Below are 17,466 nucleotides of genomic sequence, written 5' to 3' on the forward strand. Positions count from 1 at the left end.
GATCAGGCTTCCCGGGACAGGCGTTCGAGGGCATCAACCACATCCTGCACGGTGCGCACGGCTTTAAATTCTTCTGCTTTGATTTTCTTGCTGGTTTTCTTCTGCAGGTGGACGATCATATCGACCGCGTCGATACTATCCAGCTCCAGGTCTTCGTACAGCCGCGCTTCCGGTTTGATATCCTCAGGATCGATTTCAAACAGCTTAACCAGCAGTGCCGAGACGTCGGCATAAATATCATGTGATTCAGTCATGGGGCGAGCCTCAGGTACGTTGAGCGTCGATAAACGCGGCCAGGGTGGCAACGGAGAAGAAATGCTGGCGCATCTCGTCGCTTTCGGCGGAGAGCACCACGCCATAGCGGTTTTTTACCGCCAGCCCTAGCTCCAGGGCGTCGATGGAGTCCAGACCCAGGCCATCGCCAAAGAGTGCCGCATCGGTGTCAATGTCGTCAGCCGACAGTTCTTCCAGATTCAACGTAGTAATTATGAGATTTTTAATTTCAAGATAGAGCGCTTGCATCATTAATTCCTGAAGTAGGCGTAGTACCTGATTGTAATTGAAGCAAAAGATGCCGGTTTAGCTGCCGTGCCGCCAGCGATGGCGTCTGTGAGCTGGCATCGAAAAACTGGTTGATACGTATCCGATCCCGCACCTCAATCGTAAACAGAGGTTTGCTGGGCGGCGCATCGTACCATTTGCACTGCTTGCCAAGCATGTGTTCGCTGCAGCGGATTGTCACGACCCGTAAATCGCTGGCGCAGCGCACGGCAATATTGGCCGCACCGCGCTGCAACGTCATCTGCTCACCGGGGCGCGTCCGCGTGCCTTCGGGGAAAATCAAAATGGTATCACCCTGCTGAAGGCGGTTCAGGCTGGCGGGCAGCAGCGAATCCGCCTGGTCATTAAGCAGATAATCCGCCGCGCGAATCACGCCGCTGACGAACGGGTTCTTCAGCAAGCTGCTTTTTACCATGCAGTCGGTCTCCGGCATGATCGACGCCAGCATCACGTAGTCGATCAGGCTGGGATGGTTGGCCACCACCAGACATCCGCGCTCCTGGCGTAGAATGTCACCGCCTTCAATGCGGTAATCCAGCACGCCGACGGCTCTGACCACCGCCAAAAAGAGGCGGAAGCTGGCGGCAATGCTGCGCCGCGCCAGACGGCGGCGACGGGGTTTGTTCCTGATAACTATCAGCAGCAGGTTGAACCAGATGAGAGACAGCAGCAGTCCACCAAGACCGAACAAGGCGAAACAGACGCCGGTCATGGCTCCCCGCCAGACCCGGTTCATACGTGCCAGCAGAGGGCTCATGTGCGACTCCATTGCCACTGCACGCGCTCGCCGGGCAGGGTAAAGGCCGGGCTGTCCTGCAAATAGTGTTGTAAAAATAACAGGCTTTGCGGCAGCGCGGTCTCTGCGGACGGTGCGCTGCGACGGGTGACGCAGCGCAATGCCGCCCCGGCTTCAATCACCAGCGCCAGCGCATAGGGCCAGGTTGGCATTTCTGGCGATAGCTGCGGATGGTAGAACTCGGGCAGGTAGCCGTCGAAATCCACCATTAATACCCGTTGATAGCCCGCCTGCAGCAGGCACATGACTTCGCATAGCCCTTGCTGGAAGGTATCCCGCCCGGCCGACAGAGAGGAGGAAACGATCGGCCGCTGTGCGGCAATGGTCAGATTCCCCACCGCCGAGTTATGGACGGACAGGGCAAAGTCGGTCGGGGAGATGGCCTGCTGCGTCGCCAGGGCATGGAGAATACGATAATTGCGTTCAAGTTCGCCGTGGCGGCTGGTGTACAGTATGGCGTCGATTTGATGACGGCGCAGCATTGCCAGCCCGCACTCAACGGCGAGTTTACTGCCGGAGCTAAGGCGTCTGGCGGTCATCATCGGTAATTCGGTTAATTTTGCCTGTGGGGCTGAGGGATCGAAGGCGTGCGGATGCCGTGACCATTGCTGCCACTGTGTCGCTTCGCTCATTCCCGGGGCTCTGCCCTGCCAGTCAACTATGTTTAGTGCAAATTTCATCAACGCGTATCCGCGATAAATCGGTGATCTTAGCGCCATTTTTTAACGGCACTTTTTATTTTTGTTGTGGCACGCGTATACAGTATGGCTAACGCCTTGACCAACGGCGCATTACCGGCCTGGATTGTTTACCGTTCCGCTTTTTGCCGACCGGATATCCGGCCTCAGGGTGAGTCTGAGGGCATATCGGCAAGCATATTCACCGCATGGCAATTTATGCGGCGAAGTCAGGGCGTATTTTCGATATTTTCCTATGCCAGCGCAATTTATTATGGCAACTATTCGCGCCTGAGAGAGATATTCTGTTATTCCATCAACAGGTCAGTGACCTGACTCTGACATTTCCGCCACATATTCTACCGGGTGGCAAACGAATACATAGGATAATGCCGAATCCTGTCGAGCATCAGAATAGTCTCTGATCCTGTGCCTCTTCAGAAGTCAGCATTTGCGCGCTGACTCCTGAATCAATGATGGGATGACGAGGACAATCACAGGCTTGAATCAGCGGCTAAATTTACCTGAATATCTTTATCCAGATTGTGGACCCAGCGGTTATAGTTTTTATGGATTTTCCCACCGGAGGCCAGCATATTGCTGCTGCTGACGTAGTGAATAGAATAACCGCTGGCGGAGTAATTAATACGGACCTCAACGACATGGTCGCGAGCCTGCTGACGCGCGGCGATCGCGCCAGGCGCGGTTTGCGACATGATCCACTGGCGCTGCACGCCGGCCCGCAGAATGGCCTGTTTCACCTGAGCCTCAGTATGACCGGCACCCACGGTGGTCCGGATTTGCTCAACCGGCGCGGTGCGCGCACAGCCGGCCAACGCGCCTGCAACCGCAATAGCGGCGAACCACTGCACATACTTTTTCATGAACACTCCCTGTCAAATTACCGGTAATACAATGAAATGGCTGACGTTAAAAATGAATGTCGGCCACCAGAAAGTTCCGGATAAATATCCGGTATGGATTTTCGTGTTGTCTTAATGATGCGACGGTTTTCATCATAAAGGATAGCGAACGAGGCCACCAGCAGTAATGAGTGATAATGAATGGTTTTATGAGGTTGAATTTTAACGGCATAGCGGGAATTTCCGAAGCTTATACCAACGACATTATTATTCGCCAGACAGTTAATTCGCGGGGGATATTCAGGTATATCGCTGACGGTATTTAAATAAATATGCCTTAGACATCCGGTTGCGCATGTGTTGACCAGGCCCATTCACTCCGGCTATCGGGTTATCTGTGTTCCCGGGCGATCCTGGCTCCTCACCGATGCCGCCTTCGGCTATTTACATTCGTTCCTGACCAATGCGGCTCTCTTGCCGGCCGGTTCCGGCTAGCGACACAAACATTCCCCCGTGGCGAAGCGAAAATGAACGCCAGTTGCCCTGTAGCAGTCCTTGCTGGCAGAAGCTGTACCCGATGCTGAGGTTGATCGTGCGGCCCGTCGCGCGCGAATTTCTGCGCCGCGGGCTGCTTTTGAGCAGACGACGTGGTAATAGTGAAACACTGTTGTAAAAGTCTGGTGGACCCCCATGCCCGAACCCGTTGACGAACCGGCGCTGAATGGCGTGCGCCTTAATCTGCGGATTGTCTCCGTTGTGATGTTTAATTTTGCCAGCTACCTGACAATTGGCCTGCCGTTGGCCGTTCTGCCGGGCTATGTCCATGATGTGATGGGATTTAGCGCGTTCTGGGCCGGCCTGGTCATTAGCCTGCAGTATTTTGCCACTCTCCTCAGCCGCCCTCATGCCGGACGCTACGCCGATCTTCTTGGACCGAAAAAGATCGTGATCTTCGGGCTGTGCGGCTGTTTTCTCAGCGGTTTGAGCTATCTGCTGGCGGCCGTCGGCAGCGGCTGGCCGATCTTTAGCCTGGCGCTGCTGTGCCTCGGTCGCGTGATTCTCGGCATCGGGCAAAGCTTTGCCGGCACCGGTTCAACGCTATGGGGGGTGGGCGTGGTGGGCTCGCTGCATATCGGGCGGGTTATTTCGTGGAACGGTATCGTGACTTACGGGGCGATGGCGATGGGGGCGCCGCTCGGCGTGCTCTGTTATTCCCTTGTCGGACTGCCGGGGCTGGCGTGGGCGATTATGGCCGTGGCGCTGGTCGCTATTCTGTGTGCGCTGCCGAGGGCGGCGGTCAGAGCAACGAAGGGTAAAGCGATGACGTTTCGCGCCGTGCTGGGCCGGGTCTGGCCGTATGGGATGGCGCTGGCATTGGCTTCCGCCGGGTTTGGCACGATCGCGACGTTTATTACCCTGTTCTACGACGCCAAAGGCTGGGACGGCGCGGCGTTTGCGCTGACGTTATTTAGCTGTGCGTTTGTTGGTACGCGTCTGCTGTTCCCTAATGGCATTAATCGTCTGGGGGGACTGAACGTCGCGATGCTGTGCTTTAGCGTTGAGATTGTCGGACTTCTGCTGGTGGGGTTGGCTGAAACTTCGCCGATCGCCAAAGTCGGGACCTTCTTCGCTGGCGCCGGTTTTTCACTGGTCTTCCCTGCGCTGGGGGTGGTGGCGGTGAAGGCGGTGCCGCAGCAAAATCAGGGCTCGGCGCTGGCGACCTATACGGTATTTATGGATCTGTCTTTAGGCATCACCGGGCCGCTGGCCGGGCTGCTGATGGCATGGGGCGGGATTTCCACCATTTATCTGGCGGCGGCGGGGCTGGTGGCGGTGGCGCTGTTGTTGAGTTGGCGGTTAAAAAAACGGCCCCCGGCGGTGGCGCCGGAGGCCGCTACGTCAGGCCAGTAGTTACTGGATGACGAGGGTGTTGATGATGTTTTCAGCCGCGCTTTGCGCCTGCTGCTGGTTGTCTGCCGGCAGCGTGATCTGCAGGGTCAGCAGCTTATCGTCAACCTTGCCGAGAATCACGGAAGACCAGGCGGTCTGGCCTTTGGCGGAGATGATGCTGTCCAGCTGCTGCAGCGTGTGGCCTTTGATATCAATCGATTTATTGGTGACAACCTGCAGTTGCGGATCGCGGCTGCGCTGCTGATCTTCCAGGCGCTGAGCCAGCACGCTCAATTCTTCATTGGTGCTGTCGCCAACAATCACGATCACCGCTTTCTGTCCGGTGACGTCAGAATAGACGTGCATGTTGTTGGCCTGGGTACCCAGCTTGCCGCTCTGATCGGTCATTCCTGCTGGCAGGGAAAAACTCAGCTTACCGTCCAGCAGGCTGATAGTTTGTCCGCTGGCGTTGCTTTCCGCAGCTGCCCCGGCAGTCGGCGTTTTTGTGTCGCTGTTATCACAGGCCGCGAGCCCCATAACCAGCAGGCCAATACCGACATATTTAACCAAATTGCGCATTGACATCTTCCTTTCGATAAACGGCCATTAACGGCTCATTCGCTTATCTTATCACATCAACCTGCGAGTACTCTTAACCTGGCTGCAATGCGGATAAATCAGATTTATCTGCCAGTTTTTTCAGCAGCATATTCAACAACATGCCATACATCGGCAGGAAGAAAACAATGCTAATCAGTACCTTGAAGCTGTAGTCGACAATCGCGATTTCTCCCCAGTTCGCTGCCATAAACGGGTCCGGACTGCGCCAGAAAGCGATGAAGAAAAAGGCCAGGGTATCGCTGACGTTGCCGAACAGGGTCGAGGCAGTCGGCGCCAGCCACCAGCGGCGGTTTTGCCGCAGGCGGTTAAAGACGTGGACATCGAGGATCTGGCCCAGCGCGTAGGCCATGAAACTGGCGGCGGCGATACGGGCGACGAACAGGTTAAAGTGGGTCAGCGCGGCAAAGCCTTGCCACTCGCCCATATAAAACAGGGACGAGATGCCATAGGAGATCAGCAGCGCCGGGACCATCACCGCCAGGATAATGCGTCGTGCCAGCGGCGCGCCGAAAATCCGCACCGTCAGATCGGTGGCGAGGAAGATAAACGGAAAGCTGAATGCGCCCCAGGTGGTATGAAAACCAAAAATGGTGATCGGGAGCTGCACCAGATAGTTGCTGGAGGTGATAACCAGCAAATGAAAAAGAGAAAGCCAGACCAGCGCTTTTTGACGCTGTGACGTTGTAAACGGATTCATATTGTGACCTTTTTATGCCCGTTATCCTTCAGACTGCAGATTCGTTGACTCTCCTCGTGTATTCCAGTCGCTTACCTGGGTAAGCCCTCGGGAATTCACTGCGGTATCGCCTTTCTGCAACTCGAATGATTCAGGACCAGAGAGTTGGGGTGAGGGAACCCAATAAATCAATACTCGTGCCGTGGCTTGCCAACGCGCGAGTACCAGTTTGAAGCGGCAGAATGATACTGCGTTGAGCGGGTATTGCAATGGTTGTTTTTCGCGCAAACGTTAACCTGACTTGCGTAGCGGAAAAGTGGGGGTAAACTAGGGCCGTTTTGTTGATGTGAGATAAAAATGACCGAACTTTTCTCCAGCCCTGACCACACTCTGGACGCTCAGGGCCTGCGTTGCCCGGAGCCGGTAATGATGGTGCGTAAGACCGTACGTACCATGCCGGTGGGCGAAACGCTGCTGATTATCGCCGACGATCCGGCGACAACCCGCGATATTCCGGGTTTTTGCCGCTTTATGGAGCATGAGCTGCTGGCGCAAGAAACCGCGGCGCTGCCCTACCGCTATCTGATTCGTAAAAGCCATTAAGCACGGGTTTACGTGCCGCACGGCCTTTCCCGGAGGCGGGGCTGCGCCCCTGTCCGGGCTACAAAATCCAAAGACCGCACGCTCCCGTAGCCCCGGTAAGCAGCGCGCCACCGGGGTCTTTCCGCTTATTTCTTACGTAACAGTCGCAGGGCGTTAGCGGTCACCAGCACCGTTGCCCCCGTATCGGCCAGCACCGCCAGCCACAGCCCGGTCAATCCGAGCAGCGTGGTGATAAGGAAAATCCCCTTTAAGCCAAGCGCAATCGCAATGTTCTGCCGAATATTGGCGTGGGTGGCGCGGGCCAGGTCAATCATCTGCGCCAGACCGGTTAAGCGGTTATGCGTCAGGGCGGCATCGGCGGTTTCCAGCGCCACGTCGGTTCCGCTGCCCATGGCGATACCAATGGTGGCGGCCTTCATTGCCGGCGCGTCATTAATTCCGTCACCGACCATGGCCAGCGGCGCAGCGGCATTGAGCGCCGTGACCGCCTCGACTTTATCGGCCGGCAGCAGTCCGGCACGGAATTCCAGCCCCAGCTCCCCGGCAATGGCGGCAGCCGCACGCGGGTTATCGCCGGTCAGAATGACGCCCTGCACCCCCAGACGATGCAGATCGTCGACCGCCTGACGGGCGTCATCGCGCAGCGTATCCTGCAGCGCCAGAATGCCGAGCAGAGACTGTTCGCGCAGTACCAGCACAACCGTCTGACCCGCGCTCTCCAGCTGCTGAATCTGCGCCTCATGCTCTGCGGCGGCGTCATTGCCTGCCGCGCAAATCAGTATCTGACGACCGTCAACCTCGGCTTCAATACCCGAACCCGCCAGCGCGCGCTGACCGCGGGCAGACGGAATCGTCAGCTGGCGCTGCTGGGCTTCGCGCACGATGGCCTGCGCCAGCGGGTGGCTGGAGCCTTGTTCTACTGCCGCCGCCAGTGCCAGCAGGCCATCTTCATCCACGTCATTCAGGGCGATTGCAGCGGTGACGCGCGGTTGGCCGACGGTTAGCGTCCCGGTCTTATCAAAAGCCACCTGACGTATGCGACCCAGTTGCTCAAGCGCTGCGCCGCCTTTAATCAGGGCACCGTGACGCGACGCCACCGCCAGCCCGGAAGTAATGGCCGCCGGAGTGGAAATAACCAGCGCACAAGGACAGCCGATCAGCAGCAGCGTCAGACCTTTGTAGATCCACGGCAGCCAGGCGGCGGCAAAGAACAGCGGCGGTACGATGGCGACCAGCAGGGCGACGACCATAATGGCCGGCGTGTAAATCCGGCTGAAGCGATCGATAAAGCGTTCAATGGGTGCCCGACGTTCCTCTGCCTCTTCAATCAGCTTCAGAATACGGTCAATGGCGCTGTCGCCCGGCTCGGAAATCACCGTCAGTTGAACCAGACGGTCGACGCTGGTGGCGCCTGCCGCCACGCGTTCGCCGGACCGGCGCTCGACCGGCACCGACTCACCGGTTAAGGCACTTTCATCGAAGCTGGCGAACGGCGTGCGCAGCTGGCCATCAGCAGGCAAGCGACCACCTGCTGCGACTTCAATGATGTCTCCAGGGCGGAGATCGCGCTGGGCGACGGTTTCCCGCACGCCGTCACGCAGACGAGTGGCGGTATCGGGTTTTAACGCCATCAGCGCGCTTACCCCCTGGCGGGCACGGCTGGCCGCCCAGCCTTCAAGACGCTCGCCAACCATAAACAGCAGTAGCACCATCGCGGCTTCGGCCGTTGCGCCGATAAACAGCGCCCCGATGGCGGCGACGCTCATCAGTGTTTCAATGGCAAACCAGCTACCGCTGCGGATCAGGCGCAGAGCCTGACGAGCGACGGGCCACAGGCCCACAAGCGTGGTGGCAATGAATGCCAGCTCGCCGAAGGGGTGGTTGAACTGCTCCAGACCCCAGCTCAGCGCCATCAGTAGTACCAGCGTTATCAGCGGCAGGTTCTCGCGCAGAGGCGAGGTTTCCGGCGGCGGGGCGCTTTCATCGCGCAGCGTATAGCCCGCGGCACGTACCGCACTTTCGACGGCAGCGCGGATATCGGCATCGGCGTTGACCAGCAGTTTTTCGGTGGCAAACAGAACCTGTACCTGGTTGACGCCTGGTACCTGGCGCACCGCAGTTTCGACTTTACGGGCGCAGGCGGCGCAGTCCATGCCTTCAACCAGCCAGCTATAGCGCGCCTCGTTTAACGCCTCGCTGTCGGCGGCGTTATTGGCGGCACAGCCAGATTCCGTGCAGCAGCTGTCAGCCTGGGCGACAACCGGCTTTAATTTGAATGACGAGAACTGTGGGACTTTTTTATCCTGCGTTTCTGGAGTCGACATGGGACCCTCCCGGTAATGATAATTTTCTCATTACCAGAAGGATACACTCTGGAGTCGACTCCAGAGTCAAGCGCAAAATTACAGATACAGCGCGCGGACGATCAGAAAGTGGCCAGCAAAGTAGAAGGCGGCAGCGATGGCGTTATCGGCGCGGAAGCGACGACGATAGTGGCTGATCAGCCAGACAATATTACTCAACAGCAGGAATGTCGCGCCGGCGAAGCCAGAGAACGCGGTATCCGTCGGGCGGAAGAACCACAGCTCACCGGCCAGCCAGACCATAACCAGGGTCATACCGATAAAGGTGAAGACCGGCATGCGCAGGTCTTCCAGCCGGCTCCAGATGACCGCAAGCAGCAGCGCGCCGATAACCAGCAGCACCAGCGGCAGCGGCCAGAAAAACGACATCGTCATCTGGCTGGCAAACCAGATCGTGTACAGCAGATGCGACAGGAAAAAGGCCCCCACCGCATACATCACCCGCTGGCGCGGCAGCAGCGTTAATGCATCGCCCAGCAGCGAAGCGCACAGCCCGGCGAGTACCAGGTAGCTGATGGCGTTGAACATTGGCGCCTGCCAGGCCAGCAGCAGTAGCAGGATCAGCGTGACGGGTTTAAAAACCCAGCGCTGCCACGTGGGGCCGCGATAGGACGCATCGACGAAAAGCCATGCGGAGAAACAGACAGCAATAAACGACCAAAGCATAGTAAGTCCTTGTATCTGTTATTATTAAGTGAGTGGTGTATTGGCGGTACTGAAACTTAGTGTAGTGGTTCGGGCGGGCAGATGACAACGTTAATCAAGGCGCGGTATGCTTATTCCTGAGAATTCTTATGGGTTAGATGAATGAGCAAGGTTCCCCTGTTTTTTATGATCGTCGTCGCCATCATTGTGGTGGCCGCATCGGTACGCTATGTGCAGCAACGACGGGAGAATATGGATAACGACGCCGCGCCGCTGCTACAAAAGCGGGTGGTGGTGAGTAACAAGCGGGAGAAGGTGCTCAACGATCGCCGGTCGCGCCAGCAAACCGTTGCCCCCGCTGGCAGCGATATGCGCTATGACGTGAGCTTCAGGCCGGAAAGCGGTGGCCTGGAAGTCAGTTTTCGACTTGAGGCGGCGCAATATCATGCGCTGAGCGTCGGTGATCGGGGAACGCTAAGCTACAAAGGCTCAAGGTTTGTCGCGTTTACGCCAGAACCTTGAGCCCAGGGGGTTACTTCTTACGCAGCGTGGCCTTGAGCTTTTTCTGCCAGGCCACCAGTTCGAACACGCCGAAGATAAAAATACGGACCTGTTCAAAGCGGCCCAGCGGCGGGGCATCTTTCGGCTGAGTGGCCTTCAGCAGCGTCAGCTGCAGACCGTGCATCAGGATCATAAAGATCAAGGCAACGTTAACGAAGATGTTCAGTGGCTTCGGGAAAGGCTGAAACAGGTTTAATAATAAAAATGCCCAGACGCACAGCATCAACACGCGGCCAAAATTAATCAGCATGATTTTCTCCTTTTGCCTCACGTTGATAGAGACGGTAGGCGACCTGTCCGGCCACTTTCTCACGATACAGATGCCAGCATGCCGGCACCGGCGGTAAACCATTTTCGACTTCGCTCTCAACGTAGATGAGCGCTTCATCGGCGAGCCAGCCGTTATTTTCCAGCAGACGCAGCGTCTCTTCCAGCAGACCTTTGCGGAAAGGTGGATCGACAAACACGATATGGTGCGGCGTGCCGGGCTGATTAAGGTAGCTGAGCGTATTGGTATTGACCACCTTGCCATGGCTGGCTTTCAGGGTCGCCAGGTTTTTTTGCAACTGTTGAGCGACGCCGCGCTCCATTTCCAGCAGCGTGGTGCTGCCCGCATAGCGCGACAGCGCTTCCAGCCCGAGGGCTCCGCTGCCGGCAAAGCAATCCAGGCACTGCGCATCGACCATGACAGGCGCCAGCCAGTTAAAAAGGGTTTCACGGACCCGGTCGGTCGTCGGGCGCAGGCCCGGGCTCTCGGGCACCGGTAATTTCCGTCCCCGCCATTGCCCACCAATAATACGGATCTGGCCGCTGCCCGTGTGGTTTGGTTTCTTCATCTCGTTGCTCAGGTCTCCACTTTCAGTCCGCTATTCTAGCGATCGAACGCGGATGACGAAACCTTAATCCGGGGGCGGTGATGCGAGTTAAGTTAAGTGATAGACTATCCGACTAATTTCATCATTTTTCAGCTTCCGCTATTGTTATGCCGAAGCTGTGCCATGAATAAACAGCGGGAGTGTCGTCGCAAATGGCAAAAGAGAAAAAACGTGGCTTCTTTTCCTGGCTGGGCTTTGGACAAAAAGAACAGGCGCAGGAAACCGAGACCGAACAGAAAGAAGAAGGGCAAACCGACGTTGCCGAACAGCATTCGGCTACAGCGTTGCCTGCTGAGACGGTGGCGGCACCAGAAGCGGAGACGGTAAGCGCTTCTGCGGTGGAGAAAGAGGACGCGGAAGCTTTTGCGGCCGAGGTCGTTGAGGTGACGGAACAGGTTGTTGAGAGCGAATTACCGCACTCAGCGCCGGTGACGCCTGTGGTCGAAGCCCCGGCTGAAGCCGAAGAGATCCCTCAGCCGCACGCTGCGATTGACGAGGCGCCAGCCGCCAGTACGTGGGTCGAAGAGGCCGCCGTTGAACAGGTTGTGGCGGAGACCGTGGCGGAAGAGGCTGTCGCTGAACAGCTGCCGACAGAAGACCTCGCTGCCCCGGAGCCGCTGGTCGAAGAAGTGATCGCTCAACCGGTTGTCGCGGAAGCGGTAGCCGGGCAGACGCCGGAAGCGGTGACGGATGAGCCACAAGTCGCTGCCGTGGACGATGCGGTGAGTGATGAGACGCGCGCTGAGGAACAGCCTGAATCTGCACTGTCTGATGAAGAGCTTGAAGCTCTGGCGCTGGCTTCACAACCGCTTGATGAGCAAGAGATTGTTGAAGCGGAAGAACAGAGCCAGCCGGATGATTCCGCCCAACAGGAGCAGGAAAAACCGACGAAAGAGGGCTTTTTCGCCCGTCTGAAACGCAGCCTGATTAAAACCAAACAGAATCTCGGTTCCGGATTTATCAGTCTGTTCCGCGGCAAAAAAATCGACGATGATCTGTTTGAAGAGCTGGAAGAGCAGCTGCTGATTGCCGACGTCGGCGTGGAAACGACCCGGAAGATCATTACCAATCTTACCGAAGGCGCCAGCCGTAAGCAGCTACGTGATGCGGAAGCGCTGTATGGCCTGCTGAAAGAAGAGATGGGCGATATCCTTGCGAAAGTGGATGAGCCGCTGAATGTTGAAGGGAAAACGCCATTTGTTATTCTGATGGTGGGCGTGAACGGCGTAGGTAAAACCACCACTATCGGTAAGCTGGCCCGTCAGTTCGAACAGCAGGGCAAATCGGTGATGCTGGCGGCCGGGGACACCTTCCGCGCCGCGGCGGTAGAACAGCTGCAGGTCTGGGGTCAGCGCAACAACATTCCGGTGATTGCTCAGCATACCGGCGCGGACTCGGCATCGGTGATCTTCGATGCTATTCAGGCCGCGAAGGCGCGAAACGTTGACGTGCTGATCGCCGATACGGCGGGTCGTCTGCAGAATAAATCGCACCTGATGGAAGAGCTGAAGAAAATTGTCCGGGTGATGAAAAAACTGGACGAAGATGCGCCGCATGAGGTCATGCTGACCATCGATGCCAGCACCGGGCAAAACGCGATTAGCCAGGCCAAACTGTTCCATGAAGCCGTTGGCTTGACCGGCATCACGTTGACTAAGCTGGACGGTACCGCGAAAGGTGGGGTTATCTTCTCGGTCGCCGACCAGTTCGGTATTCCGATTCGCTACATTGGCGTCGGTGAACGTATTGAGGATCTGCGTCCGTTTAATGCGGGCGACTTTATTGAGGCACTTTTTGCCCGAGAGGATTAATCATGATTCGCTTTGAACAAGTCAGCAAAGCCTATCTCGGTGGGAGACAAGCGCTGCAGGGGGTGAATTTCCACCTGCAGTCGGGCGAGATGGCATTTCTGACCGGCCACTCCGGCGCAGGGAAAAGTACCCTGCTTAAGCTTATCTGCGGTATTGAACGGCCGAGCGCCGGGAAAATCTTATTCGGCGGCCACGACATTAGCCGCCTGAAAAGCCGTGAGGTGCCGTTTTTGCGCCGTCAGATCGGCATGATTTTCCAGGACCACCACCTGCTGATGGACCGTACGGTGTTTGATAATGTCGCTATTCCGCTGATTATTGCCGGCGCCAGCGGCGATGATATTCGTCGCCGCGTGTCGGCGGCGCTGGACAAGGTCGGGCTGCTGGACAAAGCGAAAAACCTCCCTATTCAACTCTCCGGCGGTGAACAGCAGCGCGTGGGGATTGCCCGCGCGGTGGTCAATAAGCCCGCGGTGTTGTTGGCGGATGAACCCACCGGTAACCTCGATGAGGCGCTCTCGGAAGGGATTTTACGCCTGTTTGAGGAGTTTAACCGCGTAGGGGTAACGGTTCTGATGGCGACGCACGACCTGGGGCTGATTTCCAGCCGCTCGTATCGCATGCTGACCCTGAGCGACGGTCATATGCATGGAGGCCATTGGGGTGAATAAGCGCGACGCAATAAACCAGATTCGCCAGTTCGGTAGCCGGCTCGATCGCCTCCGCAATGGCGCAGGCGCGGGCGGCGGTGGCGGGCGTAATGCGCCGAAGCGGCCAAAAGCGGCGCCGGGCCCGGCTTCTCGTAAGAGCAACGTCTTTAACGAACAGGTTCGCTATGCCTGGCATGGCGCGGTCCAGGATTTAAAAAGTACGCCGCTGGCTACCTTCCTGACCATTATGGTTATCGCCATTTCGCTGACGCTGCCAAGCGTGTGCTACATGGTGTACAAGAACGTCAACAGCGCGGCGGCGCAGTACTATCCGTCACCGCAGATCACCGTTTATCTTGAGAAAACGCTGGATGATGACGCGGCGGCGCGGGTGGTTGGCCAGCTCCAGGCGGAACAAGGCGTAGAGAAAGTGAACTATCTGTCGCGGGATGAAGCGCTTGGCGAGTTCCGCAACTGGTCTGGCTTTGGTGGCGCGCTGGATATGCTGGAAGAGAACCCCCTTCCGGCCGTCGCGATTGTGGTGCCGAAGCTGGATTTCCAGAGCACCAATGCCCTGAATACGCTGCGCGATCGCGTGACGCACATTCAGGGCGTGGACGAAGTGCGTATGGATGACAGCTGGTTTGCCCGCCTCTCCTCGTTGACCGGGCTGGTGGGCCGTGTGTCGGCGCTGATTGGCGTGCTGATGGTGGCGGCCGTGTTCCTCGTTATCGGCAACAGCGTACGCCTGAGCATTTTTGCTCGTCGCGATACCATTAACGTGCAAAAACTGATTGGCGCGACCGACGGCTTCATCCTGCGCCCGTTCCTGTATGGCGGTGCACTGCTGGGCTTCTGCGGTGCCTTTTTGTCGCTGATTTTGTCGGAAATTATGGTGATGCGACTGTCGTCCGCGGTGACGGAAGTCGCGCAGGTGTTTGGCACCAGGTTTGAACTCAGCGGGTTAGGCTTCGACGAGTGTCTGCTGATGCTGATTGTCTGCTCGATGATCGGCTGGGTTGCGGCCTGGCTGGCTACCGTGCAACATTTACGTCACTTTACCCCCGATTAAAAAAAGTCTGATATAATCTTTCCCTGCACTGATGAATGTCTCTCTGCAGGGAAAGAGTCCCTGTTGTCTCTTCCCTACGTTTCATTTCCATGTCACATTTTGTGCGTAATCTATTCACATCGTTGCATGGAACTTGTGGATAAAATCACTGTCTGATACTAATGTGGGTGATATTCTCGTTGCTCATAAACGCTGGCATGTTTGTTGCTCATCTCATGGGAACCATCACGTCAGACGATATCGATTGAGAGGATTTGAATGACCAAAGATATGCAAACTTTAGCTTTAGCCCCCGTTGGTAACCTGGAATCGTATATCCGGGCTGCGAACAGCTGGCCGATGTTATCGGCTGATGAAGAGCGGGAGCTTGCTGAAAAGCTGCATTACCAGGGCGATCTGGAAGCAGCGAAAAGGCTGATCCTGTCTCACCTGCGCTTTGTTGTTCATATTGCTCGTAATTACTCGGGCTATGGCCTGCCGCAGGCGGATCTGATTCAGGAAGGCAACATTGGCCTGATGAAAGCCGTGCGTCGTTTTAACCCGGAAGTGGGCGTGCGTCTGGTTTCCTTCGCCGTACACTGGATTAAGGCTGAAATTCACGAATACGTTCTGCGTAACTGGCGTATTGTGAAAGTCGCTACCACCAAAGCACAGCGTAAGCTGTTCTTTAACCTGCGTAAAACTAAGCAGCGTCTGGGCTGGTTTAACCAGGATGAAGTCGAGATGGTGGCCCGCGAGCTGGGCGTGTCGAGCAAAGACGTACGTGAGATGGAATCCCGTATGGCGGCGCAGGACATGACCTTCGACATGTCGTCGGACGACGAGTCCGATAGCCAGCCGATGGCGCCGGTGCTCTACCTGCAGGATAAAACGTCTAACTTTGCCGATGGCATTGAAGATGATAACTGGGAAGAGCAGGCGGCCAACAAGCTGACCGACGCGATGCAGGGCCTGGACGAGCGTAGCCAGGATATCATCCGCGCCCGCTGGCTGGACGAAGACAATAAGTCGACGCTGCAGGAACTGGCGGATCGTTATGGCGTGTCGGCTGAGCGCGTGCGCCAGCTGGAAAAGAACGCGATGAAGAAACTGCGTACTGCCATCGAAGCATAACGCGGCAGCGTACATACTCGCCTCTGCGCAGGCACCCGATAACGCCCCACATTATGTTGGGGCGTTTTGTTTTTCTGCCTCTTCCCCGACGGCCAGCGCCTGCGGGCACAAGGTCTGCAGGCACTCAAGCAGGATCTGGAAGGCTGGCTCCATTTGCGCCTCCGCCAGGCTGGCAAAGCCCATCAATAGCCCCTTCTTACGTTCTTCCGTCAGATAGTAGCGTGACAGCGGACGCACCAGAATATTGCGGGCGTTGGCTTGTCTGGCGATCGTAACATCGTCAGCGTCATCTGGCAGGTTGAGGATCAGATGCAGACCGGCGTTATCGCTGAAATCTGACAGCGCCTGCGGGCTGCAATAGCGCTGAATCAGCTCGGTCAGGCAGGCGCGACGGCGACTGTACAGCAGGCGCATTCGTCGGATATGAGCGGAGTAATGGCCTGCGTTAATGAATTCCGCCAGCGCCATCTGAATCAGCGAGTGGCCGCCGCGATAGAGCTCGGCATGGGCGCTTTTCAGATCGGCAATCAGCGGGCGCGGCAACACGACATACCCCAGCCGCAGCCCCGGATAGAGGGTCTTACTGAACGTTCCGATATAGACCACCGGCGCGTCGGCAATCAGTCCCTGCAGCGCCGGAATCGGCTGGCCGGAAAAGCGAAATTCGCTATCGTAATCATCCTCGACGATCCAGCTGCCGTGCTGGCGCGCCAGGGCCAACAGACGCTGACGGCGTTCCAGACTCATCACCGCCCCCAGCGGGTACTGATGCGATGGGGTGACAAAAATCAGATGCGGCGCCTCCTCAACGGTCTCCGGCGGGCACAGGCCGTTGGCATCGACGGTAATCGGATTGACCCGCACATCATTCATCGCCAGTACGTGGCGGATCCCCCAGTAGGAGGGCTCCTCGACCCACGCCAGATCGCCACTATCGCAGAGCATACGCGTCACCAGATCGATTGCCTGATGGATCCCTTCCGTAATAAGAATTTGATCTGCCTGACAGTGGACGCCCCGGGACACGCGAAGGTAGTCCACTAACGCCTGCTGCAGTTCAGGCGTACCGCCGTTACAGCTGTAGCTCAGTCGCTCGGGTTTCGGGCGGCGGCTGATACGGGCCTGAATCTTGCTAAATAGCGGGTGGGGAAAGGCATTGACGTCCGGTACGCCGGGGATAAAAGCTCCCCACTGGCGCGGACTGGCGCTGACGTGGCTGAGCAACTGTTGCCCGCGACGGGACAAAAAGGGGGTTGCCGTCAAGTCGCTGCTGTTTACGGCGATGTTGCCAGTAGAAAGAGAAATATCCGGCCCGGTTTTCGCGACGAATGTGCCGCTCCCGCGGCGGGAAACCACATATCCTTCCGCCTGCAATTGTTCATAAGTTGTTAATATGGTGTTTCTTGATACGCCGAGCTCCCCGGCCAGATCTCGCGAGGGGGGCAGGCGGCTATGGGGCGCTAAAGAACCGTCCAGAATTGAGCGACGAACCGCGTTATATAAGCGTTTATGCAGCAGCGGGTCTGTCTCCTCCTGCAATCTGACCAGCACAAGGTCACCGACGAGTGAACGCAATTGGATCCCTCAGATAATCTAAATTGGTACTCGATTATAGGGCCAACTCCTGTGTAAATAAACGACATAGTTTCGAGATTGTTGCGATAACGTGACACACATGACAGGAGATTC

Annotated in this window: 19 protein-coding genes; 7 read left to right on the forward strand and 12 right to left on the reverse strand. The window is 57.0% G+C overall.

Annotated elements, in window-relative coordinates; translation table 11 throughout:
- Nucleotides 1-2 precede the first annotated feature (2 nt).
- From AC007G_RS14970 to AC007G_RS14990, 5 genes are all read right to left on the reverse strand, one after another.
- Nucleotides 3-254 (reverse strand): acyl carrier protein, encoded by a 252-nt coding sequence (locus tag AC007G_RS14970; RefSeq protein ID WP_004868599.1) that lies wholly within the window; start codon nucleotides 252-254, stop codon nucleotides 3-5.
- 10 nt (nucleotides 255-264) lie between these two features.
- Nucleotides 265-522 carry a phosphopantetheine-binding protein gene (locus AC007G_RS14975; RefSeq protein WP_004868598.1) on the reverse strand — a complete coding sequence of 86 codons (258 nt, stop codon included), beginning with the start codon at nucleotides 520-522 and terminating at the stop codon, nucleotides 265-267.
- Nucleotides 503-1,318, reverse strand: coding sequence for a lysophospholipid acyltransferase family protein (locus tag AC007G_RS14980; RefSeq protein ID WP_032696929.1), 816 nt, complete (start codon nucleotides 1,316-1,318; stop codon nucleotides 503-505). Before AC007G_RS14980 ends, AC007G_RS14975 begins: the two co-directional genes overlap by 20 nt.
- Nucleotides 1,315-2,037 carry a beta-ketoacyl synthase chain length factor gene (locus AC007G_RS14985; RefSeq protein WP_032696927.1) on the reverse strand — a complete coding sequence of 241 codons (723 nt, stop codon included), beginning with the start codon at nucleotides 2,035-2,037 and terminating at the stop codon, nucleotides 1,315-1,317. The genes AC007G_RS14980 and AC007G_RS14985 overlap by 4 nt, the downstream gene beginning before the upstream one ends.
- A 491-nt stretch (nucleotides 2,038-2,528) precedes the next feature.
- Nucleotides 2,529-2,918 (reverse strand): hypothetical protein, encoded by a 390-nt coding sequence (locus AC007G_RS14990; protein WP_142630310.1) that lies wholly within the window; start codon nucleotides 2,916-2,918, stop codon nucleotides 2,529-2,531.
- Nucleotides 2,919-3,587: 669 nt separating this feature from the next.
- On the opposite strand from AC007G_RS14990, the gene AC007G_RS14995 reads away from it, so the two are divergent.
- Complete coding sequence (locus tag AC007G_RS14995) at nucleotides 3,588-4,808, forward strand: MFS transporter (RefSeq protein ID WP_142630312.1); 1,221 nt, start codon at nucleotides 3,588-3,590, stop codon at nucleotides 4,806-4,808.
- Here the strand turns inward: AC007G_RS14995 and AC007G_RS15000 are convergent, their stop codons facing one another.
- The gene (locus AC007G_RS15000) at nucleotides 4,809-5,366 is read right to left on the reverse strand and encodes a DcrB family lipoprotein (RefSeq protein ID WP_032690403.1); all 558 of its coding nucleotides are present in this window, start codon (nucleotides 5,364-5,366) and stop codon (nucleotides 4,809-4,811) included.
- A 73-nt stretch (nucleotides 5,367-5,439) separates the two neighbouring features.
- On the reverse strand, nucleotides 5,440-6,105 hold the full coding sequence (locus tag AC007G_RS15005) for a 7-cyano-7-deazaguanine/7-aminomethyl-7-deazaguanine transporter (protein WP_032696925.1): 666 nt from the start codon (nucleotides 6,103-6,105) through the stop codon (nucleotides 5,440-5,442).
- 336 nt (nucleotides 6,106-6,441) lie between these two features.
- Here AC007G_RS15005 and tusA point away from each other — a divergent pair, with 336 nt between their 5' ends.
- Nucleotides 6,442-6,687 (forward strand): sulfurtransferase TusA, encoded by a 246-nt coding sequence (gene tusA / locus AC007G_RS15010; protein ID WP_004868581.1) that lies wholly within the window; start codon nucleotides 6,442-6,444, stop codon nucleotides 6,685-6,687.
- A gap of 125 nt (nucleotides 6,688-6,812) precedes the next feature.
- Here tusA and zntA read toward each other — a convergent pair whose 3' ends face one another.
- On the reverse strand, nucleotides 6,813-9,011 hold the full coding sequence (gene zntA, locus AC007G_RS15015; RefSeq protein WP_142630314.1) for a Zn(II)/Cd(II)/Pb(II) translocating P-type ATPase ZntA: 2,199 nt from the start codon (nucleotides 9,009-9,011) through the stop codon (nucleotides 6,813-6,815).
- Nucleotides 9,012-9,089: 78 nt separating this feature from the next.
- Complete coding sequence (locus AC007G_RS15020) at nucleotides 9,090-9,716, reverse strand: lysoplasmalogenase (protein ID WP_004868576.1); 627 nt, start codon at nucleotides 9,714-9,716, stop codon at nucleotides 9,090-9,092.
- Nucleotides 9,717-9,857: 141 nt separating this feature from the next.
- On the opposite strand from AC007G_RS15020, the gene AC007G_RS15025 reads away from it, so the two are divergent.
- Entirely contained in the window at nucleotides 9,858-10,217 is a 360-nt protein-coding gene (locus tag AC007G_RS15025; RefSeq protein ID WP_032696923.1) for a DUF2500 domain-containing protein, read from the forward strand.
- A gap of 10 nt (nucleotides 10,218-10,227) precedes the next feature.
- Here the strand turns inward: AC007G_RS15025 and AC007G_RS15030 are convergent, their stop codons facing one another.
- Together AC007G_RS15030 and rsmD are read right to left on the reverse strand one after the other, a co-directional pair.
- Nucleotides 10,228-10,506: a DUF1145 family protein gene (locus AC007G_RS15030; protein ID WP_004868571.1), complete on the reverse strand. Its 279-nt coding sequence runs from the start codon at nucleotides 10,504-10,506 to the stop codon at nucleotides 10,228-10,230.
- Nucleotides 10,496-11,092, reverse strand: coding sequence for a 16S rRNA (guanine(966)-N(2))-methyltransferase (gene rsmD, locus AC007G_RS15035; RefSeq protein ID WP_032690408.1), 597 nt, complete (start codon nucleotides 11,090-11,092; stop codon nucleotides 10,496-10,498). Before rsmD ends, AC007G_RS15030 begins: the two co-directional genes overlap by 11 nt.
- A gap of 191 nt (nucleotides 11,093-11,283) precedes the next feature.
- On the opposite strand from rsmD, the gene ftsY reads away from it, so the two are divergent.
- From ftsY to rpoH, 4 genes are all read left to right on the forward strand, one after another.
- Nucleotides 11,284-12,942 carry a signal recognition particle-docking protein FtsY gene (gene ftsY, locus AC007G_RS15040; RefSeq protein WP_142630316.1) on the forward strand — a complete coding sequence of 553 codons (1,659 nt, stop codon included), beginning with the start codon at nucleotides 11,284-11,286 and terminating at the stop codon, nucleotides 12,940-12,942.
- Nucleotides 12,943-12,944: 2 nt separating this feature from the next.
- The gene (gene ftsE / locus AC007G_RS15045; protein ID WP_004868565.1) at nucleotides 12,945-13,613 is read left to right on the forward strand and encodes a cell division ATP-binding protein FtsE; all 669 of its coding nucleotides are present in this window, start codon (nucleotides 12,945-12,947) and stop codon (nucleotides 13,611-13,613) included.
- Nucleotides 13,606-14,664 (forward strand): permease-like cell division protein FtsX, encoded by a 1,059-nt coding sequence (gene ftsX, locus AC007G_RS15050; protein ID WP_032690503.1) that lies wholly within the window; start codon nucleotides 13,606-13,608, stop codon nucleotides 14,662-14,664. The genes ftsE and ftsX overlap by 8 nt, the downstream gene beginning before the upstream one ends.
- A 258-nt stretch (nucleotides 14,665-14,922) precedes the next feature.
- Nucleotides 14,923-15,777 carry an RNA polymerase sigma factor RpoH gene (rpoH, locus tag AC007G_RS15055; RefSeq protein ID WP_004868561.1) on the forward strand — a complete coding sequence of 285 codons (855 nt, stop codon included), beginning with the start codon at nucleotides 14,923-14,925 and terminating at the stop codon, nucleotides 15,775-15,777.
- A 51-nt stretch (nucleotides 15,778-15,828) separates the two neighbouring features.
- On the opposite strand, the gene pdxR is transcribed toward rpoH, so the two are convergent.
- Complete coding sequence (pdxR, locus tag AC007G_RS15060; protein WP_032698641.1) at nucleotides 15,829-17,352, reverse strand: MocR-like pyridoxine biosynthesis transcription factor PdxR; 1,524 nt, start codon at nucleotides 17,350-17,352, stop codon at nucleotides 15,829-15,831.
- Between the last annotated feature and the right edge of the window lie 114 nt (nucleotides 17,353-17,466).

Source organism: Klebsiella sp. CSG-1, assembly GCF_056521145.1.